The sequence below is a fragment of the Candidatus Kuenenia sp. genome (genome assembly GCF_039794105.1).
GTDB lineage: Bacteria > Planctomycetota > Brocadiia > Brocadiales > Brocadiaceae > Kuenenia.
The window spans coordinates 1-19,152 of sequence record NZ_JBDIWA010000024.1 but is presented as its reverse complement, the minus strand read 5'-3'; the positions used below and the strand labels follow the sequence as shown (position 1 = coordinate 19,152).

Genomic DNA, 19,152 nt, shown 5'->3' with positions numbered 1-19,152 from the left:
TTTCCCTCATAGTGGAGAGTTAATTCGAAAACGTATGAATGAATTTATTTGCGGTATTCCAAAGGCGGAGCTTCATGTTCATATAGAAGGCACATTAGAACCCCAACTTATGGTTGCCATTGCAGAGAGGAACAAAATAAAACTCCCGTATAAATCGGTAGAAGATGTGCGAAGGGCATATACATTTAAAGACCTCCCGTCTTTTTTGGAGATATATTACAGCGGCATCCAGGTACTATTAACTGAACAGGATTTCTATGAAACAACATGGAACTATCTGAAAAAAGCATCCTCACAACATATACTGCATACAGAAATGTTTTTTGACCCGCAAGCTCACATAACAAGAGGTATATCGTTTGAGTCCGTTTTTATGGGTATTTTAGGAGCCATGATGGATGGAGAAAAGAAACTAGGCATTTCCGCCAGGTTGATAATGTGTTTTCAACGCTGTATGAGTGTAGAGTCGGCAATGGAAGCACTGTTGCTGTCTTTACCTTACAGAGAATGGATTATTGGCGTTGGCCTGGATTCATACGAGGTTGGGTATCCTCCCAAAAAATTTGCTTCTGTTTTTGCAAGAGCTAGGCAGGAAGGATTTCTCACGGTTGCGCATGCAGGAGAAGAAGGCCCTTCAGAATACATCTGGCAGGCCTTACATGATCTGAAAGCATTGCGTATTGACCATGGAATTGCCTGTGTACAAGATATGCAATTAGTGGATATGTTAAAGGCGGAGAGCATCCCCTTGACGGTGTGTCCCTTATCTAATATAAAATTACATCTATTTGATTCTCTGAAGGAGCATCCTTTAAAAAAGATGCTTGATATGGGGCTGCACGTCACCATCAATTCTGATGACCCCGCTTATTTTGGCGGATACATAAATGAAAACTTCCTTGCTGTTCAGGAAGCTTTGTGTTTAGATCATAACGATATTTACCGGCTCGCCAAGAATTCCTTTCAGGCGACATTCCTGACAGCAAAAGAGAAGATGTCATTATTAAAAGAACTCGACAGTTTTATGCTGAAACACCAACCACACTTAACTGAAGAATCGTTCAATTATGCATTTGAACGATAACAGACAGTGTCTATTTAATTCGTTTTCAATTCTAATTTTTGATCACGCACTTCTTCTTGCAAAGCAGGTACGGCAGTCGTGAATAATTCTTTTATTTCATCCTGATTGTAAACTACAGCAGGGTCTTTCCCTGTTCTCCATTTTGTAATCATAGAATAAGACATATAGTCACTATATGCCTTACTGTGATCCCCTTGCATACTATAAATTTGAGCCCTGTTATAATATGCATCTTCATAAAGAGGGTCAATTTTCTTTGTGATCTTATCATACCATTCCATTGCCTTGTCCATCCGGTCCATTCTATGATAAATCGTACCGATATTGTATGCGGCATTAGCATGTTTCGGATTTCTTCTCAATACTTCCCTGTTTTCTTCCAAGGCCTCGTCGTACCGCTGTTGTAATGCATAGACAATTGCCCTTTGATACCGGGCTTCTATGTTTTCCGGGTTTATTTCCATTGCTTTATTATAATGGACGAGGGCTTCTTCAAATTTTCTCTCTCTTAAACTCATTAAACCAAATACAACATAAACATTGGAATATTTTGGATTGATTTCAAGAGTGGTATTTAGCTCTTTTATCGCCTCATCAATTTTACCCTGCCTATGCAATGCAATCGCAAGATTATAATGGGCATTATCATAATTCTCATCGATTTTAGTGGCATCGCTAAATATTTTTTCTGCATCATCATATAAGCCCATATCCAAATAACCAACGCCGAGGTTAAACATTATATACGGGTTATTTGGATCAAGTGACAACGCATGTTTATAATTTTCTATGGCATCGATATCTTGTTCTAATTTATGTAAAAAAAGGCCCAGTTCCACATGCGTTAACGGATTATCAGGTTCATTTTCAATTGCAATAATTCTTTTTTGGAATTCATCTGGCGGTGCGCCTATTTTATCAAAAGTTTCTGCTAGTTTTTTATGCGCCTCAATAAAGCCCGGTTTTATATCAATAGCACTTCGAAAATCCTTAGCAGCATCTTCTAATTTCCCCAGCTTAAAGTAAACATCACCTCTGCCATAGTATGCTATTTCGGAAGCCTTATCCGACTCAATAGCTTTCGTATATTCACTAAGTGCTTCTTCTAATTTATTTTCTTTTGCCAAAGTGTTTGCTAGCTCAATATGCTTCTCCCGTTTGCCGCATGCCAATGATATACAAACCATAGAGAGTAATAGTAACAGGTAAAAAAACTTTAACTTCATTGCCGGAATCTCCAACGAAAATAAAAAGTAGAATATTTATCGTTTATAATTAAGTATACGAAAGTATAGGTAAAATTTCTTGTATTTCAACTCATTTATAATAAAAAAGGAAGCTGTGCAGTAATGCACAGCTTCCTTTAATAAACATCTTTTATACTAATGAAAAAAATTACGTTATTAATGCTCTTTCATGGATCTTGCAGCTGGATCATGGCCAGACTCATGATGATGCGCATTGTGCGAACCAGAGGTAATGCCGAGTTCCTTGAGTTTTCTCTCGATGTACTCAACCTCTTCAGCAGGTGCATGGTGTGTGTCTAACCAGCCTGGATCAGGACAAAGATCGAATATCGTCTTTCCAGGGTGATTCTTTACGATATATGGCCCGGTCAACTGATCTAACCATTCGCCTGTTTTCCAGAACTGCTCAGGCTGCCATGAAATACCGACCTTCTTTTCCAAAGCCGCAAGTCTTCTTGCACGTGAAGCATTCTGCTTTACGTTGACCAACCAACGATCCATACCAAATGAACCGTCTGAGTAGGTAGCATCATTCCAGGAGCCGTGCGCCATGCCCTTGTAAATGTATGTCTGGAAGTAACCAACACTTTCAAAACAAAGCCTCTCTACATCAGTACAGTTTGACATTCTAAACTCTCCGGATTCGCCAGTCTTACCACCATAAGCTTCTCCATCATGATAAGCGCCAATCTTCAAACTCCAGATGTGCTGACCCGACCAATCAGGACAAAGATCCTTTGGCATTGGGTCTAGTACTCCGTCAATGAGAAGATCTTCTGCTACCTTGAATGTTTCACGATACTTCAAACTAGCATCTTTAACAGACTCGTCCATCGCCTGCAAATTCTCGCGGGCGAATCTTGGTGAGTGACAGTCGTCACAGATAGATACCCAACGGTCTCTCTTTTCCTTCCAGAGTGGCGCTCCACGATCAGCCATCGACATACCCATACTGGTGTATACGATACTTGCTCTTTGAACGTTATGATGTCCGCCCCTCATGTGACAGTACTGACAGGTTGGTCCAACGTAATCAGCATCAGAAAGCTTCTTTGAGAAGTCAAACTGTTCCGTATCCCATTTGTTAACCTGATACACCGTACCATGAAGACCTATATCATAAGCTTCCCAGTCCCTGTGATCTTTACCCCAGTGACAGGTCTTGCATTGCTCTGAGCGTCTTGCAACCGCCGGATCAAACTGATGCCTCTGGTGGCAAGTGCTGCACCTTTCTTCAGGGCTGGTATGGCAGAAAGTACAACCCGCAGTATCTCCAGGTGGCCTTTCAATTGACCATGCACACTCAATCTGAGCGAAACTGGAACAAGATGCGTGAGAACCAATACCTCCCTGCCCTTGCTCATTATACTGCGTTTCGTGACATTCTGCTGTCCCGCAAGCCTTTGATGAAGGCATAGTTAACTTCTGATGATTGTTACCGTGGCAGGTATCACAACCAGTTGGTGCTGGCTCTGCCTTTGAATGAGCACTCTTATTATAATCCCTTACAATACCGGGAGTCATAACTGAGTGACAAGCAATACACTGCTCCAACTTAAATGTACCCTTAATCGGGTTTGAAGGCCTTACCTCATCCCTGTTGTACATATAATCCGGGATGTAATAACGGTATGCAGGCAATGTCTTCCAAAACTTGCTGTATTTTCCTGGGTATGGCGACCTCTGTGCATCTTTTGGATAGCCCATATATTTTGCTTTCAAACCAGAGAAAAACACCTTACCACTATTATCAGGCTCCCCAGGCATACCATAAACTTCGTGTGGTACCCAGTGAGTGATAATTTCTACAGCCTTGGCTTCCTTCACCATAAGGCTTGAAACAGTACCTATAACGCCACAACCAATCAACGCTGATGCTAATGTAACTTTCAAAAATTTACGCATGATACTTTTTATCTTCCTCCTTTCTCGCTTTTCTCTCATACCACAATCACGTTTGATTGCGGAACAATAAACATACTTCACCACCTTGAACCCCTCAAACCACCCCCTTTCCAAAAACCCTAAATACAAACGGTTAAACGCTATCTCTAAAGTTAACTGTATACTGAAGTTCCTTACCACCGCTTTTTTTCGGCAAATTATTATACTTAATCTGCTTTTCAAGTCAATACAAAAAGCGAATAATTTTTATTCTTTGAATTTTGCTGACGAATGTTTAATTGCAAAAATAATTGATAGTGTCTGCACATCAGAATATAGCCTAAACACCCTGCTTTACCTTGTGAAAATTATGATTGTAAATTTGCACAATTACGCGCAGACAACAACTATTTCTGCGGCAAGGCATCAAAAATTTTCCTTTTTTGAATTGAATGATGGCTGAATTCCAGGGCCATTTGAAAATTGCCCATAACTTTTGCAACAACCTATTGCAAAAGATTGAACAAAAGGCAAGCAACATCTATGCCGTCTTTATTTTTATGTTTATTAGTTTATAACCTATTGGTAAACAACGGTATACGGGTTTTCTTTAATTAATATCGCTTACGGAGATAGACGCGAAACGGTCACAGGGTAGTTATCTTATAGCAATGCACGTATAATAACCAATGCGACGGCAACATGTTAAACCATGTCTATATATGGTCATTATACGGCGGAAGTTGGTCATATTTATATATTTTCCATTCGTTAAAAAATTAAAAACCATGTACCATTTTAATTTTTTGAAAAATCCTTCCATGCGCAAGCTCCATGCTTCAGCATGGGGGAATAATAAAATCTGCTTTATCAGGAAATGAAGCCGATGCACTTCGCCACATGGAGGGTAAAATCACAGTGACACGTTTCCAAGAGTTGGAGAAATGCGCTAAAGAGCCTGATGATAAGTGGTGCGAAAGCAGCTAGTAGTAGTAGTAGTAGTAGTAGTAGTAGTAGTAGTAGTAGTAGTAGTAGTAGTAGTAGTAGTGATAACAGAAATAGATTTTTGCTTTATCGTTATCCTGATTTATGGTAAGAAAACAGCTTGTTGTCTTTCGTTTCTCAACTTAATTTTTTGTCACTTTTTATAAAAATCAGGGATTCTTTATCTATCTTAATACGATGAAATTTTGAGAGGATACGAAAAGGACTCTTTGAAAGGGGAAAAATGCCTTACGAAGCTATAAACAAGAGATGTTATGAAAAGAAACGCACGGTGTTAGAGTATGCCCTTACAGCATTGCAAATAGCCGAAGTAATGATTTTTATAAAATACAGGGAATATATTGCAGACAAACAGGTACTTGATATCGGATGTGGCGCAGGAAGGACAACTTTGCCGCTGGCGAGATTAAGCAAGCATTACATGGGCATGGATTTTTCTCTCGATATGATAGCACTCTGTAAGGAAAAATTCGCCAATACAACTTTTCTCCATCATGACGTCAGAAATATGGAAATTTTTGAGGACGACACGTTTGATTTTGTATTATTTTCATATAATGGATTAGATTCTATGGGCAATAATAACCGGCTAAAAACCTTAAAGGAAATTCATAGAATACTAAAAAAAGATGGGGTATTTGTGTTTTCTTCCCATAATAGAAATTACCGCCTTGAAAATTCCTTTCCCAGGATGTCCTTTGCACCCTGCCCATACGTTCAGGCAAAACTCTTTGCAAAATATTTTAGCTCAGTGATTAATTTCTTAAAAAATAAGAAGCGGGAACAGTTTAACGAAACATACGCAATTATTAACGATAAGGCACATAGTTATGCTTTATTAACTTACTATATAGATAAAAATAATCAACTATTACAAAATAAAGGTATTGGACTCGAAACGGTGGAAATGTACGATATCTTTGGCAATACATTACATCCTGCCGATAGCGATAACCATAGCGCGTGGATTTATTATGTTACAAAAAAAACCTGAAACCACGGGGAATACGGTATTAATCACAATCAGGACTACTTTCATGCCTCGTTGTGACCTCTTCCCATGAGGGTTAAAATGGAAACGAGAGATGAAACAATTTAAACCGGCCATAAAACAAGCGATGTTTTAAAAACCTCACTTGATTGATGACCAATTAGTGTTCCTGTATGACAAAATTGGCGCCATCATTCTTTGAGGGGATGTATTCACCAATAGGGCAAAGAGTCTTGCTCTCTTTTTCACATCGTATAAGAATCTTCCACAGCGCCTCAAGGCTCTCTTTTTCATGTTCCGTTTCCGGAATCATCTTTATTCTTGATTGGCTTTCAATAGAAATTTTCATGCAATTGCTCCTTGTAGTAATGATTATATAAAATGGTGGAGACAAGGGGATTCGAACCCCTGACCTTCTCATTGCGAACGAGACGCTCTCCCAACTGAGCTATGTCCCCTTCCCTATTTCAATACAGGCTTAAAAGTAAGGTATATTTTTTCTCAATATAACAATCTCTTGATTCAATTTCACTATTTTTTTGATAATTTTAAACCTTATACATCTTTCACCTCAGTTGCTTATATTGATTTCTTTTTTGAATTGACATAAAGCAAAAGCTCTGATACCCTATGCCGCAAATAATATCGAAATTCACCTTGTGCCCACTATCGACGGCGGTAAGTTTGTGAAAAGCCGTGAGATAACAATGTAGAGCAAGGTGTGAAGAATGCTGTTGAAGATCATGATTTTTGACGGGCATTGTTATCCTTATCGTGTAAAACGGTTTCTTAAAAGTGTACTATGATATATTTCTCACTTGCAATAGGCATTATTTTGATAATGTTTCTCAGTTTTGCCACGAATGGGCTGTGGGTGAAATATATCAATAACAAGTTTCTTAAAGGATTTCTCCTGCCTGGAGCTATTGTTCACGAACTTAGCCATGCTCTTTTATGCCTTATTACGGGAACCACCATCAGCGAACTTAATTTGTTTCGAACGGATAACACGGGGATAAAGTATGACAAACCAAAGGTTCCCTTTGTTTTTGACTTTATTATCACTTCTGCGCCTCTTTTTGGCTGTGCGTTTTTCATCTTATTCATATCAGGTATTCTGTCCAATCCCATTCGCGTAAACAATGCATTTCCTGAAGAAATCCTTTTTTCATTTAACGGACTTTTCAATTTAATCCGGTATTTGCTTGATTCGGTATGGATTACGTTTAATTCTTTTCGCAGCCAGTTTCGCATAGAAGAAGTGCGGCATGTTCTGTTCCTTTTTGCTATCATTGTATTTACCGTATCAATGTCCCCGCATAAACAGGATTTTAAATATCTGATACCCGGATTTGCCATCCTTTTTGCCATTCTCTTCTTTCTTGAAAAATTTGGTGTGTCTTTGCTAAAGAATTCATGGTGGAGTTATTTTATAAAAGAGCTGTGGAAAATAACCACGCTTTCCATTTCCGTCCTTGCGACACTCCTTTTTTTTACTTTAATCATTATGGGATTCATAAAAGGATACCGGCTGACGTTTGGACAAAAAGGGTCGAACAAATAATTATAAAGAGATTCATTTTAGCACATTTCCCACCCCCCTTGGATATGTGTACATAGCAAAAACAAAAGAAGGTATCTGCAGAATAGCATTTCCACTCACCTCAGGGCATGATTTGCCCCTCCAGGATCAATGTGCAATCTATACAAGACTTCACGAAAATGATGCTTTCCTGAAACATGAAATCGCTGTTTTAAAAAAATATTTTGAAGGGAAAAAGGTTGTATTTGATTTTTCGCTTGATTTAAGCGTCGGAACTCTTTTCCAGAGGAAGGTATGGAACAAACTGAGGGAAATTCCCTACGGTGAATGCCGTTCCTATAAATGGGTGGCAGAACAGATTGGTAATCCTAAAGCGGCGCGGGCAGTAGGGATGGCAAACAATAAAAACCCTTTGCCGCCCATCATTCCCTGCCACAGGGTTATAGGGGCAAATGGCAAATTAACAGGATATGCAACGGGGATTCACGTCAAGCAATGGTTGCTGGAAATGGAACACGGCGCTAAATCTTTTCCGATAAAACGCCGGGGTATTGTTTAATGAGAGGTGCATTGTCACGTATGATGTGTTTGCTTTTCTTTAACTCTTCACGCAAATATTTTGGCAAGTTGAAAAGCGAATGATGGGTAATGCTGTCATAATAGCGTAATGCTGAATTAACCCGAATCCCGATTCTGAAATCGATTTCTTCTCCGGTGATGTCTAAGTTCCCCAGATTGTGCGTTGCTATGGTGAAACTCCACAGACATGCATACGACGGTATGTAGGTGGTGTAGGGAAATACGTGCTGGAATACTTCGTTTAGCGTATGGAATATACCGGAAAACAGGTCATTATCCGTAATAGAAACCGCGCCGGACTGAACGACAACAATGCCGTCCTTCTTTAGCCTGCCTGCGGCGAGCTGATAAAATTCCCTCGTAAAAAGCATGGCAGAAGGGCTGCCGCCAACAGGATCATTTACATCAATAATAATAACATCAAATTGTTGATCTGTATTCTCCAGATATTTCCTCCCGTCTTCAATAACAAGCGAGGTTCGTTCATCATCAAAAGCCCCTTCATGAAATGAGGGGAGGCTCTTTTTCGCACACGAGATTACCTCGTCATTGATGTCAACCATTACCGCCTTTTTTACCGATTTATGACGAAGCGTTTCTCTCAGGGTTGCGCCCTCACCTCCTCCAATAATAAGGACGCTTTGCACCTCCGGATGCATTATAAGGGATGGTTGCACCAGGGATTCATGATACACATACTCATCTGACTCAGCCGACTGGAATTCATTGTCAAGTATAAGGCATTTGCCAAAACTATAGGTATCAACAACGATTATTTTTTGATGTTTTGATTCTGCCTGGTACACAATGCTTTTGAATGCCAGTTTATGAAGTTCATAGTCGCTGAAATAATCATCTATCCAGTTTAAGGATAATTTTTCCATAGTTATTTTTGTAATAAAGATTGATATTGATCCAGGGTATATTGACGGCAAACGGTTTCGGCCTCATGAAGAAGAAAATCGCCTCTTTTTAATTCCATAGTAAAGGTTTCTTTTGCGTGAAATGCCTGCGAAATGTACAAGGCCGCGTTATGAGGATTCATAGCGCTCCCGCACAAAAAAATATCCACCGCAGCATATTCGTGCTCCGGCCATGTGTGAATTGATATGTGTGATTCAGCCAGGATAGCGACTCCGGTAATACCATAAGGGCTAAAATGATGGCATATAACGTCGACCAATGTTGCATTCGAAATTTCGGTTGCTTTTTTAAGAATGTTTTTCACCGAGGAGACATTGTTAATAATATCTCTGCAGCAACCCTTCATTTCCAAAATAACATGTTTCCCCAGTAAAGCCAAAGGTCACCCCTCCTTTCGCTGTATGATTTTTGCAAGCATTGCGGTTCATTACTTGCTTGAACGGCTTTTAAAAATCAGTAAAGTTTCCCATTTTAAATGGATACATTTCCGTTGTCAAGAAACGAATATAACGCAAAAAGACCTCTTTGCAAAAGAAATATTTTGACTATCAAAACATTGCAAGATATATTCTAATGCGCCCATGAAACATTCATTAAAGAAAAATCCTATCGAAAACCCTTGCTACTACCACTTAGTTGGTATTGGAGGCATTGGAATGAGTGCCATAGCACAGGTATTGAAAGAAATGGGACACCATGTCAGCGGCTCTGACAGAAATTTTGATAATCAAATTGCAGGTAATATATTTTCAAAACTCTCTTCCATTGGCATCAACCTGACCTCCCAGGATGGTTCAGGCATTAAAGTGACAACGGATGTCGTAATTGTTTCTTCCGCAATAGAGGAGCAAAATCCGGATATTAAGAAGGCGCTTTCCCTCAATAAAAAAATTACAACACGCGCTAACATTCTTGCCGAAATGTTTAATACTAAATTTGGAATTGCCGTTGGAGGAACAAACGGTAAAACCACCGTCAGCAGTATGGTTGGCTATGTGCTCGACCATGCGGGAATGTCTCCCACAATAATCGTGGGCGGGTGTATTAAAAATTATCTTACTCCAGACTTTCCTGGCAATGCAAAAGTAGGCGATTCTGATATTGTTGCTATTGAGGCGGATGAAAGCGACGGGAGTATCGTGAATTACACACCGAAAATCTCCATCATTACAAATATGTCAAAAGACCATAAACCGATTAAAAGCATCTCAAAATTGTTTGAAATATTTTCTCAAAATACCCGGGATTTGCTTATTATTAATGATGATTGTCCGGAATTAAAAAAAATACCTTTCAGACACAAGAATACCATAACGTTTGGCTTAAGAAAATCCGCAGACATTTATGCTTCCAACATAATAAACAGACCATGCCTCTCGACATTTGACGTTAATGGACAATCATTTGAATTAAAACTACCTGGAATTCATAACGTATCAAATGCATTGGCTGCAATTTCAGTAGCAAGGCATATGAACATAAAGGATAATGAAATTGCTGCCGCATTGTATGAGTACAAAGGCGTACAGCGGCGGATGGATAGTATCGGGGAATACAATGGCATAAAGGTGATAGACGATTTTGCCCATAATCCTGAAAAAATCGCAGCGGCAATAAGCGCAGTAAAAATTGGGGGAAATAGGGTAATTGCCGTTTTTCAGCCCCATGGATTCTTTCCCGCTCGTTTTATGAGAGAAGAACTGATAAATGCATTTATACAATCACTTTCAACCGACGATGTACTTTTTATGCCTGAAATCTATTATATTGGCGGCTCAGTCAGCAAAGAGATTTCCTCTGCAGACCTTATCCGTGAAATAGGGAAAAGCGGCAGAAATGCATTCTTTGTAGAAAAAAGAGGGGATATTATACCGGAGATAGTAAGAACAGTAGAAAAGGGGGACTGCATATTGGTAATGGGCGCAAGGGATAACACCCTGACCGACTTCTGTCACGAGATCTTGCATACACTTCAGAAAAGTATCTTTTTGAAGGGAAATATTTTAGTGCAAAGCTAACGTGTATCTGCCCAATATCTACTATACAAAATTAATTTGCACCTCAAAGATTGAGTGTGTTTCGATTATGATGAGTGGGCGTTTTTTTGAGCAAGGCAATAATATGTAAAGAATTCACTACATATTGCAAATCTTTTTGAATTGACGGATTTAACTTAACTGAAACTTCTCTAAAACTCCCCTCACTTGCAAAACGTAATATTCTGTTTTTCATATTGGATGACTCCGGTATATTCTATAAAATTAAAGTATGTTTTTTGTATTATTGTTTAATTTGTTAAATGAGCAATGTACATGCCAAATAAGGCACACATACGATTCTTTGATAAGAAGATGTAGTTAACCATCCAATAATACAATGGTTATGCCATAAACTCATCTCATTTATCCGTGTTTATAAAACGTTAATTTTTAAACTGTGTATATAAACACGACTTATTCTTCGTTTAAGAAAAATTACATACCTTTTGTTTTATCGGGAATATTAGTTTAAATGAATACGGAAAATAAAGGCTTTATATCATGGTTTTTACAAAGGGTCACAGCCTTGTTGCTGGTAGCGGGCATATCGGTGCATTTCTTTTTATTTCATTTTAGCCCGAGTCGTTATGCTTCCCGCTACCATGATGAGATTGTCAATCAATTTTGCTCACCGGGGTGGATTACCTTTAACATTTGCTTACTTGCATTGGTAATCTTCCATGGTTTGAATGGTCTCTGGGGTATTTTTGCCGATTACAATTTTAAAAAGAAATCAGGTGATTTGTTCAAACAAGTTTTATGGTTTATAGGATTGGTTTTATTTGGCACAGGGGTGTACATACTTATTTGGTTTGCTAAAATAAAAGCTGAGGGATTAGTACCTTAACAGTAATTTCTTTGCATTTTTTGACAAAATATTAAGGGTCACTTCTGCAGTCGGCAGGTTGCAGATTGAGGACTGTTTTCGTACTTGTCTTGTTTGTCTCTGGCTATGCCAGCTCAGGGTAATTAACAAATAATACAAGTACATGGAACATGGAATTACCGTGACATGTAGCATTTGCACTGTTTTTTGAGTTTTGTTGATGATTACACAAAAATTAAAAGAAACCTTTTATGATATTTGCAGAAATAAAAACGTAGGTATGGCGGCCTTCTGGGTGCATCGTATTTCAGGCATATTGCTGACACTGTTTTTGTTTCTCCACATATGGACGCTAAGCGCAGTCTTTCGCGGCAAAGATGCGTATGATTACACAATTAGTAAGTTTGATACAGATTTTGGCTATATTTTTCAATATATTTTACTTTTAACAATAGCATTTCACCTGCTTAATGGAATAAGGATTACCATTATGGATTTCTGCGGGTTTACCCGCAGCCAGAAACAAATGCTGGGACTTGCTATCTTCATTCTCTTTATAATCGCAGTTATTGGTTTCTATTCGGTAGTCCTGTAAACACATAATGAATACATCAGATGTCTTTTTTCAAAAAGCTACATTGTTAATGGAAATTAAATACCGTATTGCAGTACATTTTCGAGGTATATAATTATCGTGAAACACCATGAAGTTATTGTTGTCGGCGGGGGGTTAGCAGGTTTAAGGGCGGCTATTGAAGTAAATCGCCACAACATTAAAGTCGCAATAATTTCCAAGGTACATCCCCTGCGATCTCATTCTATCGCAGCACAGGGGGGAATAAATGCTCCATTAGGAAACCATTTCCGCGGGATATATGACAACTGGGAAAAGCATGCTTTTGACACCGTAAAGGGGAGTGATTATCTGGCGGACCAGGATGCAGTGATACGGATGACAAAAGATGCGGCAGATCGCATTTATGAGTTGGAGCATTGGGGATGTCCTTTCAGCAGGACAGCGGAGGGACGGATCGCACAAAGGCCTTTTGGCGGAGCAGGATTCCCGAGGGCTTGCTATGCCTCAGACAAGACAGGACATGCATTGTTACATACCCTGTATCAACAAATCATTCAATTGAAACATGCATCAGAACGGGAAGAAATGGTGATGTATGATGAATGGCTGGTTACAGACCTGGTAATCGAAGAAGGCGTTTGTGTCGGTGTGATTGTGATGGATATCATTAGCGGGGAAATTGAGGCGTTACAGGCCGAAGCAGTAATTTTTGCAACGGGAGGGTCCGGAAGGATATATGGCAATACAACAAATGCTTTGATTAATACAGGGCTGGGCATGGCAATCCCGTATTGGGCTGGCGTGCCATTGAAAGACATGGAGTTCATTCAATTTCATCCCACAACTACTTTGGGAAAAAATATTTTAATCACCGAAGGGTGTCGCGGAGAAGGTGGATTTTTGCTGAATAATAAAGGCGAGCGATTTCTTGAAAAATATGATGATTCCCGAAAGGATATGGAAATCGCGCCCAGGGACATTATTGCAAGAAATATCGCAAGAGAAATTATGGCGGGGTATGGCTATGATGATAGTTATGTGTTTTTGGATTTAAGGCATTTGGGAAGAGAGAAAATTTTACAGAGGTTACCCGGCATAAGAGATATATGCATGGAATTTATCGGTATAGACCCTGTTGATTCCCTTATACCAATTAAACCGGGTCAGCATTATACTATGGGAGGAATTGACTGCAATACCGAATGTGAAACGAAAATAAAGGGATTGTACGCCGCGGGAGAAAGCGCCTGCATCAGTGTCCATGGAGCTAACAGGTTGGGCGGAAATTCATTATTGGATACTATTGTGTTTGGCGCAATCGCAGGAGGGAATGCCGCTAAATACGTGCAAAATTCAGAGAGGCAAAAAAGTGAAAATCGCCTCAATGATGTCTTAAAGCTCACAAAACAAAACATCGACAAAATGTGTGAATCAACAGGCGCCGAAAAACCGGTAACAATTAAAAATGAACTAAATAAAATAATGGATGCTAAGGTGGGGATTTTTCGCAATGCCCCTGACTTGCGGACGGCAGTGTGTGAAATAAAAGCATTACAGGAAAGGTATCGACAAATTAAATTAGATTATACGGGATCTCGGGTAAATTTAGGGTTGGTTTGGGCATTGGAGCTGAAGGGGAATTTAGATGTGGCAGAAGCGTGCATAAGGGGCGCATTGGCACGGGAAGAAAGCCGAGGAGCTCATTTTCGGACGGATTTTCCCGGAAGAGACGATACAAACTGGCTAAAACATACGTTGTCTTATTTTACAGAAGAAGGGGTCAGGCTTGAATATGCTCCGGTAAATATAGGACCATTTGTACCAAAAAAGAGGCAGTATTAAGACACGCTTGCGATCCTTAAACACACGCAAAGTCAAACGAAGCGATACTACAGTTTGATATAATCAATATAGAAAGCGCTTCTGTAAACTATTTGTTAACAACAACAAACTTACATTGGAAAAAAAGAAGGGACGCCTGTTTTGGACGCCCCTTCTTTTTTTACTTCAAAGATGAGTACTGTATTTATTCTTTAACAGACAATCACTTCTTCTCTTTTATCTCTTCTATCGTTGTTTCGCCTTCCAAAATTATGAAATCTTTAAATTTTTCAAACTTTTTATCTTTTAGTCCTTTTACTGTTATAATATCCCCGGTTGTTTTGAAAGGTCCGATTTTTGTTCTATGCGCAACTATTTCTTTTGCCAGTTTTTCACCAATGCCCGGCAACATTGCCAATTGTGCCTCAGTTGCCGTATTAATATTTACATGCCCTTGCAGCTTCGTCTTTGCAAAACTAATTTTACTCTGACCTACGATAAAGGCTACTGCAAACATTAACAAAACGACCATTACGCGTTTTTGCACTCTATGCATCAACATTCCTCCTTTAAAAAAACTTAAAAAATAAAAGTCACGATTTATACTTGTATTTTGCCAAAATATTTCCGCGTTGCAAAATACTTATTCCTTCTCCTTCTTATCTCGTAGTGATTCAATTACTTCGTCAACCAAACCATATTCTTTTGCATCATGTGATGACATGTAAAAGTCGCGGTCAACGTCTGCCTCTATACGTTCCAAAGGCTGCCCTGTGTGTTTTACAAGGATTTCGTTTAAACATTTTTTCATTTTCAGAATTTCTTCCGCCTGGATGCTAATATCCGTCGCAGTACCCCGCATTCCTCCCCAAGGTTGATGCAACATAATACGCGTATGGGGGAGTCCAAATCTTTTGTTTTTTGTGCCACCTGCAAGGAGAATAGCAGCCATGCTGTACGCCTGCCCAATACAGAAAGTAGCAACATCGCATTGTACAAATTGCATCGTGTCATAAATAGCTAAACCTGCAGTTATGGATCCTCCAGGCGAGTTAATGTAAATGTTAATGTCCTGATTTTTGTTTTCATTCTGAAGAAAGAGTATCTGTGCTATAACTAAATTTGTTAACGTATCTTCAATGGCTGACCCGATAAAAATTATACGATCTTTAAGTAGCCGCGAAAAAATATCATAATGTCTTTCTCCATGCCCCGTTTTTTCCACAACATACGGAACAAAAAGCGCCCCTTGTTTCATTTGTGGCGAAACATCCGGAAACTCACCATTTTCTAAACGCGACAAATAATCTTTATACACAAAAACTCCTTTAGGTTAATAAATCAATAAGCATATCAGAAATTATTTCGCTGTTTCCTGTTCGATTTTTGCTTCCTTTAGCAAAAAAGCCAACGTCTTATCTTCCCGCATTTCGTTCCGCAAATAAGATAAGTTCCCCTGCGTTTCCAGTTGTTTTCGAACAACTTTTTTATCTGTATTATAAGAATATGCAAGTTCCACTATTCGTTGTTCAACTTCGTTTTCAGTTACAAATATTTTTTCTTTTTTCGCAATATACTCAAGTATGAGCGATGCCTTTAATTCTTTCATTACGGATTCTTCTGAAGCGCTTTTTATTGATTCAGTTTGTTTTTGAACCTCTTCAAACGGAACACCTCTTTTTACCAAGTCAAGCTGATGCTTATATACCCTTTCTTCTGCATGTTTGTTAATAAAGTCCTTCGGCAGGTCAAATTGTGTTTGAGCTAAAAGTGTATCAAGAATCTGCGCCCTCAAATTGTTTTCTGCCCAGATATTCTTATTTATTTCCAGGCGCTTTAGGGCATTTAATTTTAAGTCTTCCAGCGATTTAAAATTTAAGGTTTTGGCAAAATTCTCATCTATTTCCGGAGGGCTTAAACGTTTTATCTCATTAACTACAAGTTTTATACTTGCTTCTTTTCCGCGATATTCTTTTATGTTGAACGTATCAGATAATACAACATTAATCGTACATGTGGCGCCAGTTGTATTTCCTTTTAAATATTTTACTAACTCAGGTATTTCCGTATGAGCAATTTTGCTTCCGTCCACAACACCGACTTCTATGTCATTATCTTCAAAAACAGTTGTGCCATTTACTTCAACTTTGCAGTCACAAATAATAAGGTCCTTTTCTTCTATACCTCCACCACCCACAACAGTAAATTGCGCTTTTTGCAACGCCAATTCTTTTAGGAGCTTATCGATTTCTTCATCAGACACATCGATCGCCTTCTTCTTTAACGGTAAACCCTTATATTGACTTACTTCAAATACGGGCAAAACTTCAAGCGTAACGTCAAAGGTGAGCGGTTTCCCGATTTCAAGATTCAAATTTCCGAACTCAGGGTCAAATTTAGGTTCGCCGACAGGTTCGATTTTGTTTTCTTCTAATGCCTTTTCATACGATTCGCTTATGAGGGATTGCTTCACATCTTCTTTGATTTGGGTTTCGAATCGTTTCTCAACCAGTTTTCTGGGCACGTGCCCTTTTCGAAAACCGGGAAGCTGGACAGTGCTACAGGCTTCCAGCGTCTTTTTCTCGAATTCGCTTTCTATTGCTTCTTTGGGAATTTCAAACTTTAAAAGTTTCTTACAAGGCCCTGCATTTTCGATTGTTATATTCATGATTCATTATTCCGTATTCTAACACTTGCTAAAAAATTGGAGCGGGTGATGGGGCTCGAACCCACGACATTCACGTTGGCAACGTGATGCTCTACCACTGAGCTACACCCGCTTTTTATATTCACACATTTATGCGAGGGGGGGGAATCGAACCCCCACACCGTTAAGGTACAAGATCCTAAGTCTTGCGCGTCTGCCAGTTCCGCCACCCTCGCAGACCTCTGTTTAAAATCAAGAAATAAAATTTCTCAATTAAAATTACAACTCCGGCATAAAAATGTGTTAACCGAATGAACAGCAATTACGTTTAAATACTTCTTGCAATTTTGCAAAACCAGTATCGCGTTTCACTAAAACAGAGACCTATTGATTTCCATTATAAGCAACGACTGAGCAGTCTTAAATCTTACATTTGCAAGGTATTGAGTTTTCAATGCCCTCATCGTAATGGTGCTGTTTTAATTTCTATTAAACGATATACCCGACGTACTAAAAACGGCAATCTTATTGGTGCGCCCTGGAGGGATCGAACCTCCGACCCACTGATTAAGAGTCAGTTGCTCTACCATCTGAGCTAAGGGCGCAAAAGGGTATTGAAAAAATTAAGAATGGCGCGCCCGGCAGGACTTGAACCTGCAACCTTTGGATTCGAAGTCCACCACTCTATCCAATTGAGCTACGAGCGCAAAAAAAACGCAATGCCGGCGCAATCGTTCATACATCAAAATTGGACAATAAAACAAAGTCGCGATTATATAGAAGATAGGACAAAAGTCAACCTGATTTCACCCCGCAAAAATTCTATCACGAAATAAATATGGCGTCCAAAACCGCTAATAGACACTTAATGTTTTTAAACGCTGGTTCGTTTATCATTAAAGAATAACGAAAGAATGTATCAATCGGGAATTGAAAAAATGGGGTGAGCGACGGGATTCGAACCCGCGACCCTTAGAGCCACAGTCTAATGCTCTAACCAACTGAGCTACGCTCACCACAAATGTATGTAAGGCTTAGCTGAAATGAATATGGCGCGCCAGGAAGGATTCGAACCCTCGGCCGCCGGATTAGAAATCCGATGCTCTATCCATCTGAGCTACTGGCGCAAAAACCGCAAACACAACAAAGTCAAAAATTTGCGACATACCCAAAAAATTTACTACCGCTGCAAACTACAGAAAAAAAGAATAAAAACGCTGTATTTTTTATCGAAATGCAGTAAAACAAGCCTGTTGGTATTTCGTTAAAATAGGTACATTTGCTTTTTTTGCATAATTTGAAGATTTTATATAATTAATTGCCTTGAAGCAAGAAAAAAACAAAAGAGAGGGAATGGGGACTACCTCTTACACCTGTCATTTTTATTTTTGGGACAGCCTGCATGGCGGTGGCGTAACGGCGGTCTGTCTGCAATCTTCTTTAAGCCTCGAATAAATTTCTCCGACCCAGAAGGCAGACCTTTTCAATGTTTCCCTGTAACGGAACTTCACCCCAAATGATTAAACCCTGCAACTGGAATTAAACTGCAACCTTCACGAAACGCGAAATCCGAAACAAATTCTAATGACCACCGGAAATCGTCATTTGTAGTGCGACGAACCTAGTCGCACTACATTGTTGGAATTTTTCAAAATACAAAATTGTTACCGCATCCCTCGTCTCTCGTCTTTCGCCAGTAAATATTTTGCCAAAAAGTGCCCGTATTTTACAGTAGGCACTAATCCCATTCTCACGAGTAAAAATATCTTGTGAGTGAGAATAAAATAGTTAAAAAGTTTGTATCTATTCAGCGAAAATAATTTAGAATTTACTTGACAGATAATATGAGAAAAGCAGCCAGCAAGTATGGTTAGCGACATATAGGGTTGCAGATGCGGTCACCGCAGTCCATAGGAAGTCTTTGCAAAGAGAGGCGTGAGGTCTGTTCAGTGATAGAATTTCGAGCCTTTGTGGTGTGTTATAGA

16 protein-coding genes and 7 tRNA genes are annotated in these 19,152 nt (G+C 39.2%); 8 read left to right on the top strand and 15 right to left on the bottom strand.

Features of this window, described 5'->3' with window-relative positions:
* Positions 1–34: 34 nt before the first annotated feature.
* Positions 35–1,084: an adenosine deaminase gene (locus tag ABJL82_RS11525; protein WP_347274836.1), complete on the top strand. Its 1,050-nt coding sequence runs from the start codon at positions 35–37 to the stop codon at positions 1,082–1,084.
* A gap of 14 nt (positions 1,085–1,098) precedes the next feature.
* On the opposite strand, the gene ABJL82_RS11520 is transcribed toward ABJL82_RS11525, so the two are convergent.
* Together ABJL82_RS11520 and ABJL82_RS11515 are read right to left on the bottom strand one after the other, a co-directional pair.
* Entirely contained in the window at positions 1,099–2,310 is a 1,212-nt protein-coding gene (locus tag ABJL82_RS11520) for a tetratricopeptide repeat protein (RefSeq protein ID WP_347274835.1), read from the bottom strand.
* Positions 2,311–2,487: 177 nt separating this feature from the next.
* A complete protein-coding gene (locus ABJL82_RS11515) occupies positions 2,488–4,236 on the bottom strand; it encodes a hydrazine dehydrogenase (RefSeq protein WP_347274834.1) in 1,749 nt (582 codons plus the stop codon).
* Between the two features lie 1,207 nt (positions 4,237–5,443).
* Between ABJL82_RS11515 and ABJL82_RS11510 the strand changes: the two genes are divergently transcribed.
* Positions 5,444–6,214, top strand: a complete 771-nt coding sequence (locus ABJL82_RS11510; RefSeq protein ID WP_347274833.1) for a class I SAM-dependent methyltransferase — start codon at positions 5,444–5,446, stop codon at positions 6,212–6,214.
* 157 nt (positions 6,215–6,371) lie between these two features.
* Here the strand turns inward: ABJL82_RS11510 and ABJL82_RS11505 are convergent, their stop codons facing one another.
* Positions 6,372–6,560, bottom strand: coding sequence for a hypothetical protein (locus ABJL82_RS11505; RefSeq protein WP_347274832.1), 189 nt, complete (start codon positions 6,558–6,560; stop codon positions 6,372–6,374).
* A gap of 33 nt (positions 6,561–6,593) precedes the next feature.
* Positions 6,594–6,669, bottom strand: a tRNA-Ala gene (locus tag ABJL82_RS11500).
* Positions 6,670–7,013: 344 nt separating this feature from the next.
* Here ABJL82_RS11500 and ABJL82_RS11495 point away from each other — a divergent pair.
* The gene (locus ABJL82_RS11495) at positions 7,014–7,775 is read left to right on the top strand and encodes a hypothetical protein (RefSeq protein ID WP_347274831.1); all 762 of its coding nucleotides are present in this window, start codon (positions 7,014–7,016) and stop codon (positions 7,773–7,775) included.
* Positions 7,750–8,313: a methylated-DNA--[protein]-cysteine S-methyltransferase gene (locus ABJL82_RS11490; protein ID WP_347274830.1), complete on the top strand. Its 564-nt coding sequence runs from the start codon at positions 7,750–7,752 to the stop codon at positions 8,311–8,313. Before ABJL82_RS11495 ends, ABJL82_RS11490 begins: the two co-directional genes overlap by 26 nt.
* Here the strand turns inward: ABJL82_RS11490 and speE are convergent.
* Together speE and speD are read right to left on the bottom strand one after the other, a co-directional pair.
* Positions 8,276–9,217 carry a polyamine aminopropyltransferase gene (gene speE / locus ABJL82_RS11485; RefSeq protein ID WP_347274829.1) on the bottom strand — a complete coding sequence of 314 codons (942 nt, stop codon included), beginning with the start codon at positions 9,215–9,217 and terminating at the stop codon, positions 8,276–8,278. The genes ABJL82_RS11490 and speE overlap by 38 nt on opposite strands.
* 2 nt (positions 9,218–9,219) lie before the next feature.
* Positions 9,220–9,636, bottom strand: a complete 417-nt coding sequence (gene speD, locus ABJL82_RS11480; RefSeq protein ID WP_347274828.1) for an adenosylmethionine decarboxylase — start codon at positions 9,634–9,636, stop codon at positions 9,220–9,222.
* A 202-nt stretch (positions 9,637–9,838) separates the two neighbouring features.
* Between speD and murC the strand changes: the two genes are divergently transcribed.
* The 4 genes from murC (at position 9,839) to ABJL82_RS11460 (ending at position 14,541) form a co-directional block, all read left to right on the top strand.
* Positions 9,839–11,275, top strand: a complete 1,437-nt coding sequence (gene murC / locus ABJL82_RS11475) for a UDP-N-acetylmuramate--L-alanine ligase (RefSeq protein WP_347274827.1) — start codon at positions 9,839–9,841, stop codon at positions 11,273–11,275.
* Positions 11,276–11,768: 493 nt separating this feature from the next.
* Positions 11,769–12,143: a hypothetical protein gene (locus ABJL82_RS11470; RefSeq protein WP_347274826.1), complete on the top strand. Its 375-nt coding sequence runs from the start codon at positions 11,769–11,771 to the stop codon at positions 12,141–12,143.
* Positions 12,144–12,342: 199 nt separating this feature from the next.
* Positions 12,343–12,717, top strand: coding sequence for a succinate dehydrogenase, cytochrome b556 subunit (gene sdhC / locus ABJL82_RS11465; RefSeq protein ID WP_347274825.1), 375 nt, complete (start codon positions 12,343–12,345; stop codon positions 12,715–12,717).
* 99 nt (positions 12,718–12,816) lie between these two features.
* The gene (locus ABJL82_RS11460; RefSeq protein WP_347274824.1) at positions 12,817–14,541 is read left to right on the top strand and encodes an FAD-binding protein; all 1,725 of its coding nucleotides are present in this window, start codon (positions 12,817–12,819) and stop codon (positions 14,539–14,541) included.
* Between the two features lie 202 nt (positions 14,542–14,743).
* Here ABJL82_RS11460 and ABJL82_RS11455 read toward each other — a convergent pair whose 3' ends face one another.
* The 9 genes from ABJL82_RS11455 to ABJL82_RS11415 form a co-directional block, all read right to left on the bottom strand.
* A complete protein-coding gene (locus tag ABJL82_RS11455) occupies positions 14,744–15,076 on the bottom strand; it encodes a helix-hairpin-helix domain-containing protein (protein WP_347274823.1) in 333 nt (110 codons plus the stop codon).
* An 87-nt stretch (positions 15,077–15,163) separates the two neighbouring features.
* Positions 15,164–15,778, bottom strand: coding sequence for an ATP-dependent Clp protease proteolytic subunit (locus tag ABJL82_RS11450; RefSeq protein ID WP_347274861.1), 615 nt, complete (start codon positions 15,776–15,778; stop codon positions 15,164–15,166).
* Positions 15,779–15,880: 102 nt separating this feature from the next.
* Positions 15,881–17,188, bottom strand: coding sequence for a trigger factor (gene tig, locus ABJL82_RS11445; RefSeq protein ID WP_347274822.1), 1,308 nt, complete (start codon positions 17,186–17,188; stop codon positions 15,881–15,883).
* A gap of 37 nt (positions 17,189–17,225) precedes the next feature.
* Positions 17,226–17,300, bottom strand: a tRNA-Gly gene (locus ABJL82_RS11440).
* Positions 17,301–17,320: 20 nt separating this feature from the next.
* A tRNA-Leu gene (locus tag ABJL82_RS11435) sits at positions 17,321–17,403 on the bottom strand.
* Between the two features lie 293 nt (positions 17,404–17,696).
* Positions 17,697–17,772 (bottom strand) — tRNA-Lys (locus ABJL82_RS11430).
* 25 nt (positions 17,773–17,797) lie between these two features.
* A tRNA-Arg gene (locus ABJL82_RS11425) sits at positions 17,798–17,874 on the bottom strand.
* Between the two features lie 232 nt (positions 17,875–18,106).
* Positions 18,107–18,183 (bottom strand) — tRNA-His (locus ABJL82_RS11420).
* Between the two features lie 34 nt (positions 18,184–18,217).
* Positions 18,218–18,294: transfer RNA gene (locus ABJL82_RS11415), tRNA-Arg, on the bottom strand.
* Between the last annotated feature and the right edge of the window lie 858 nt (positions 18,295–19,152).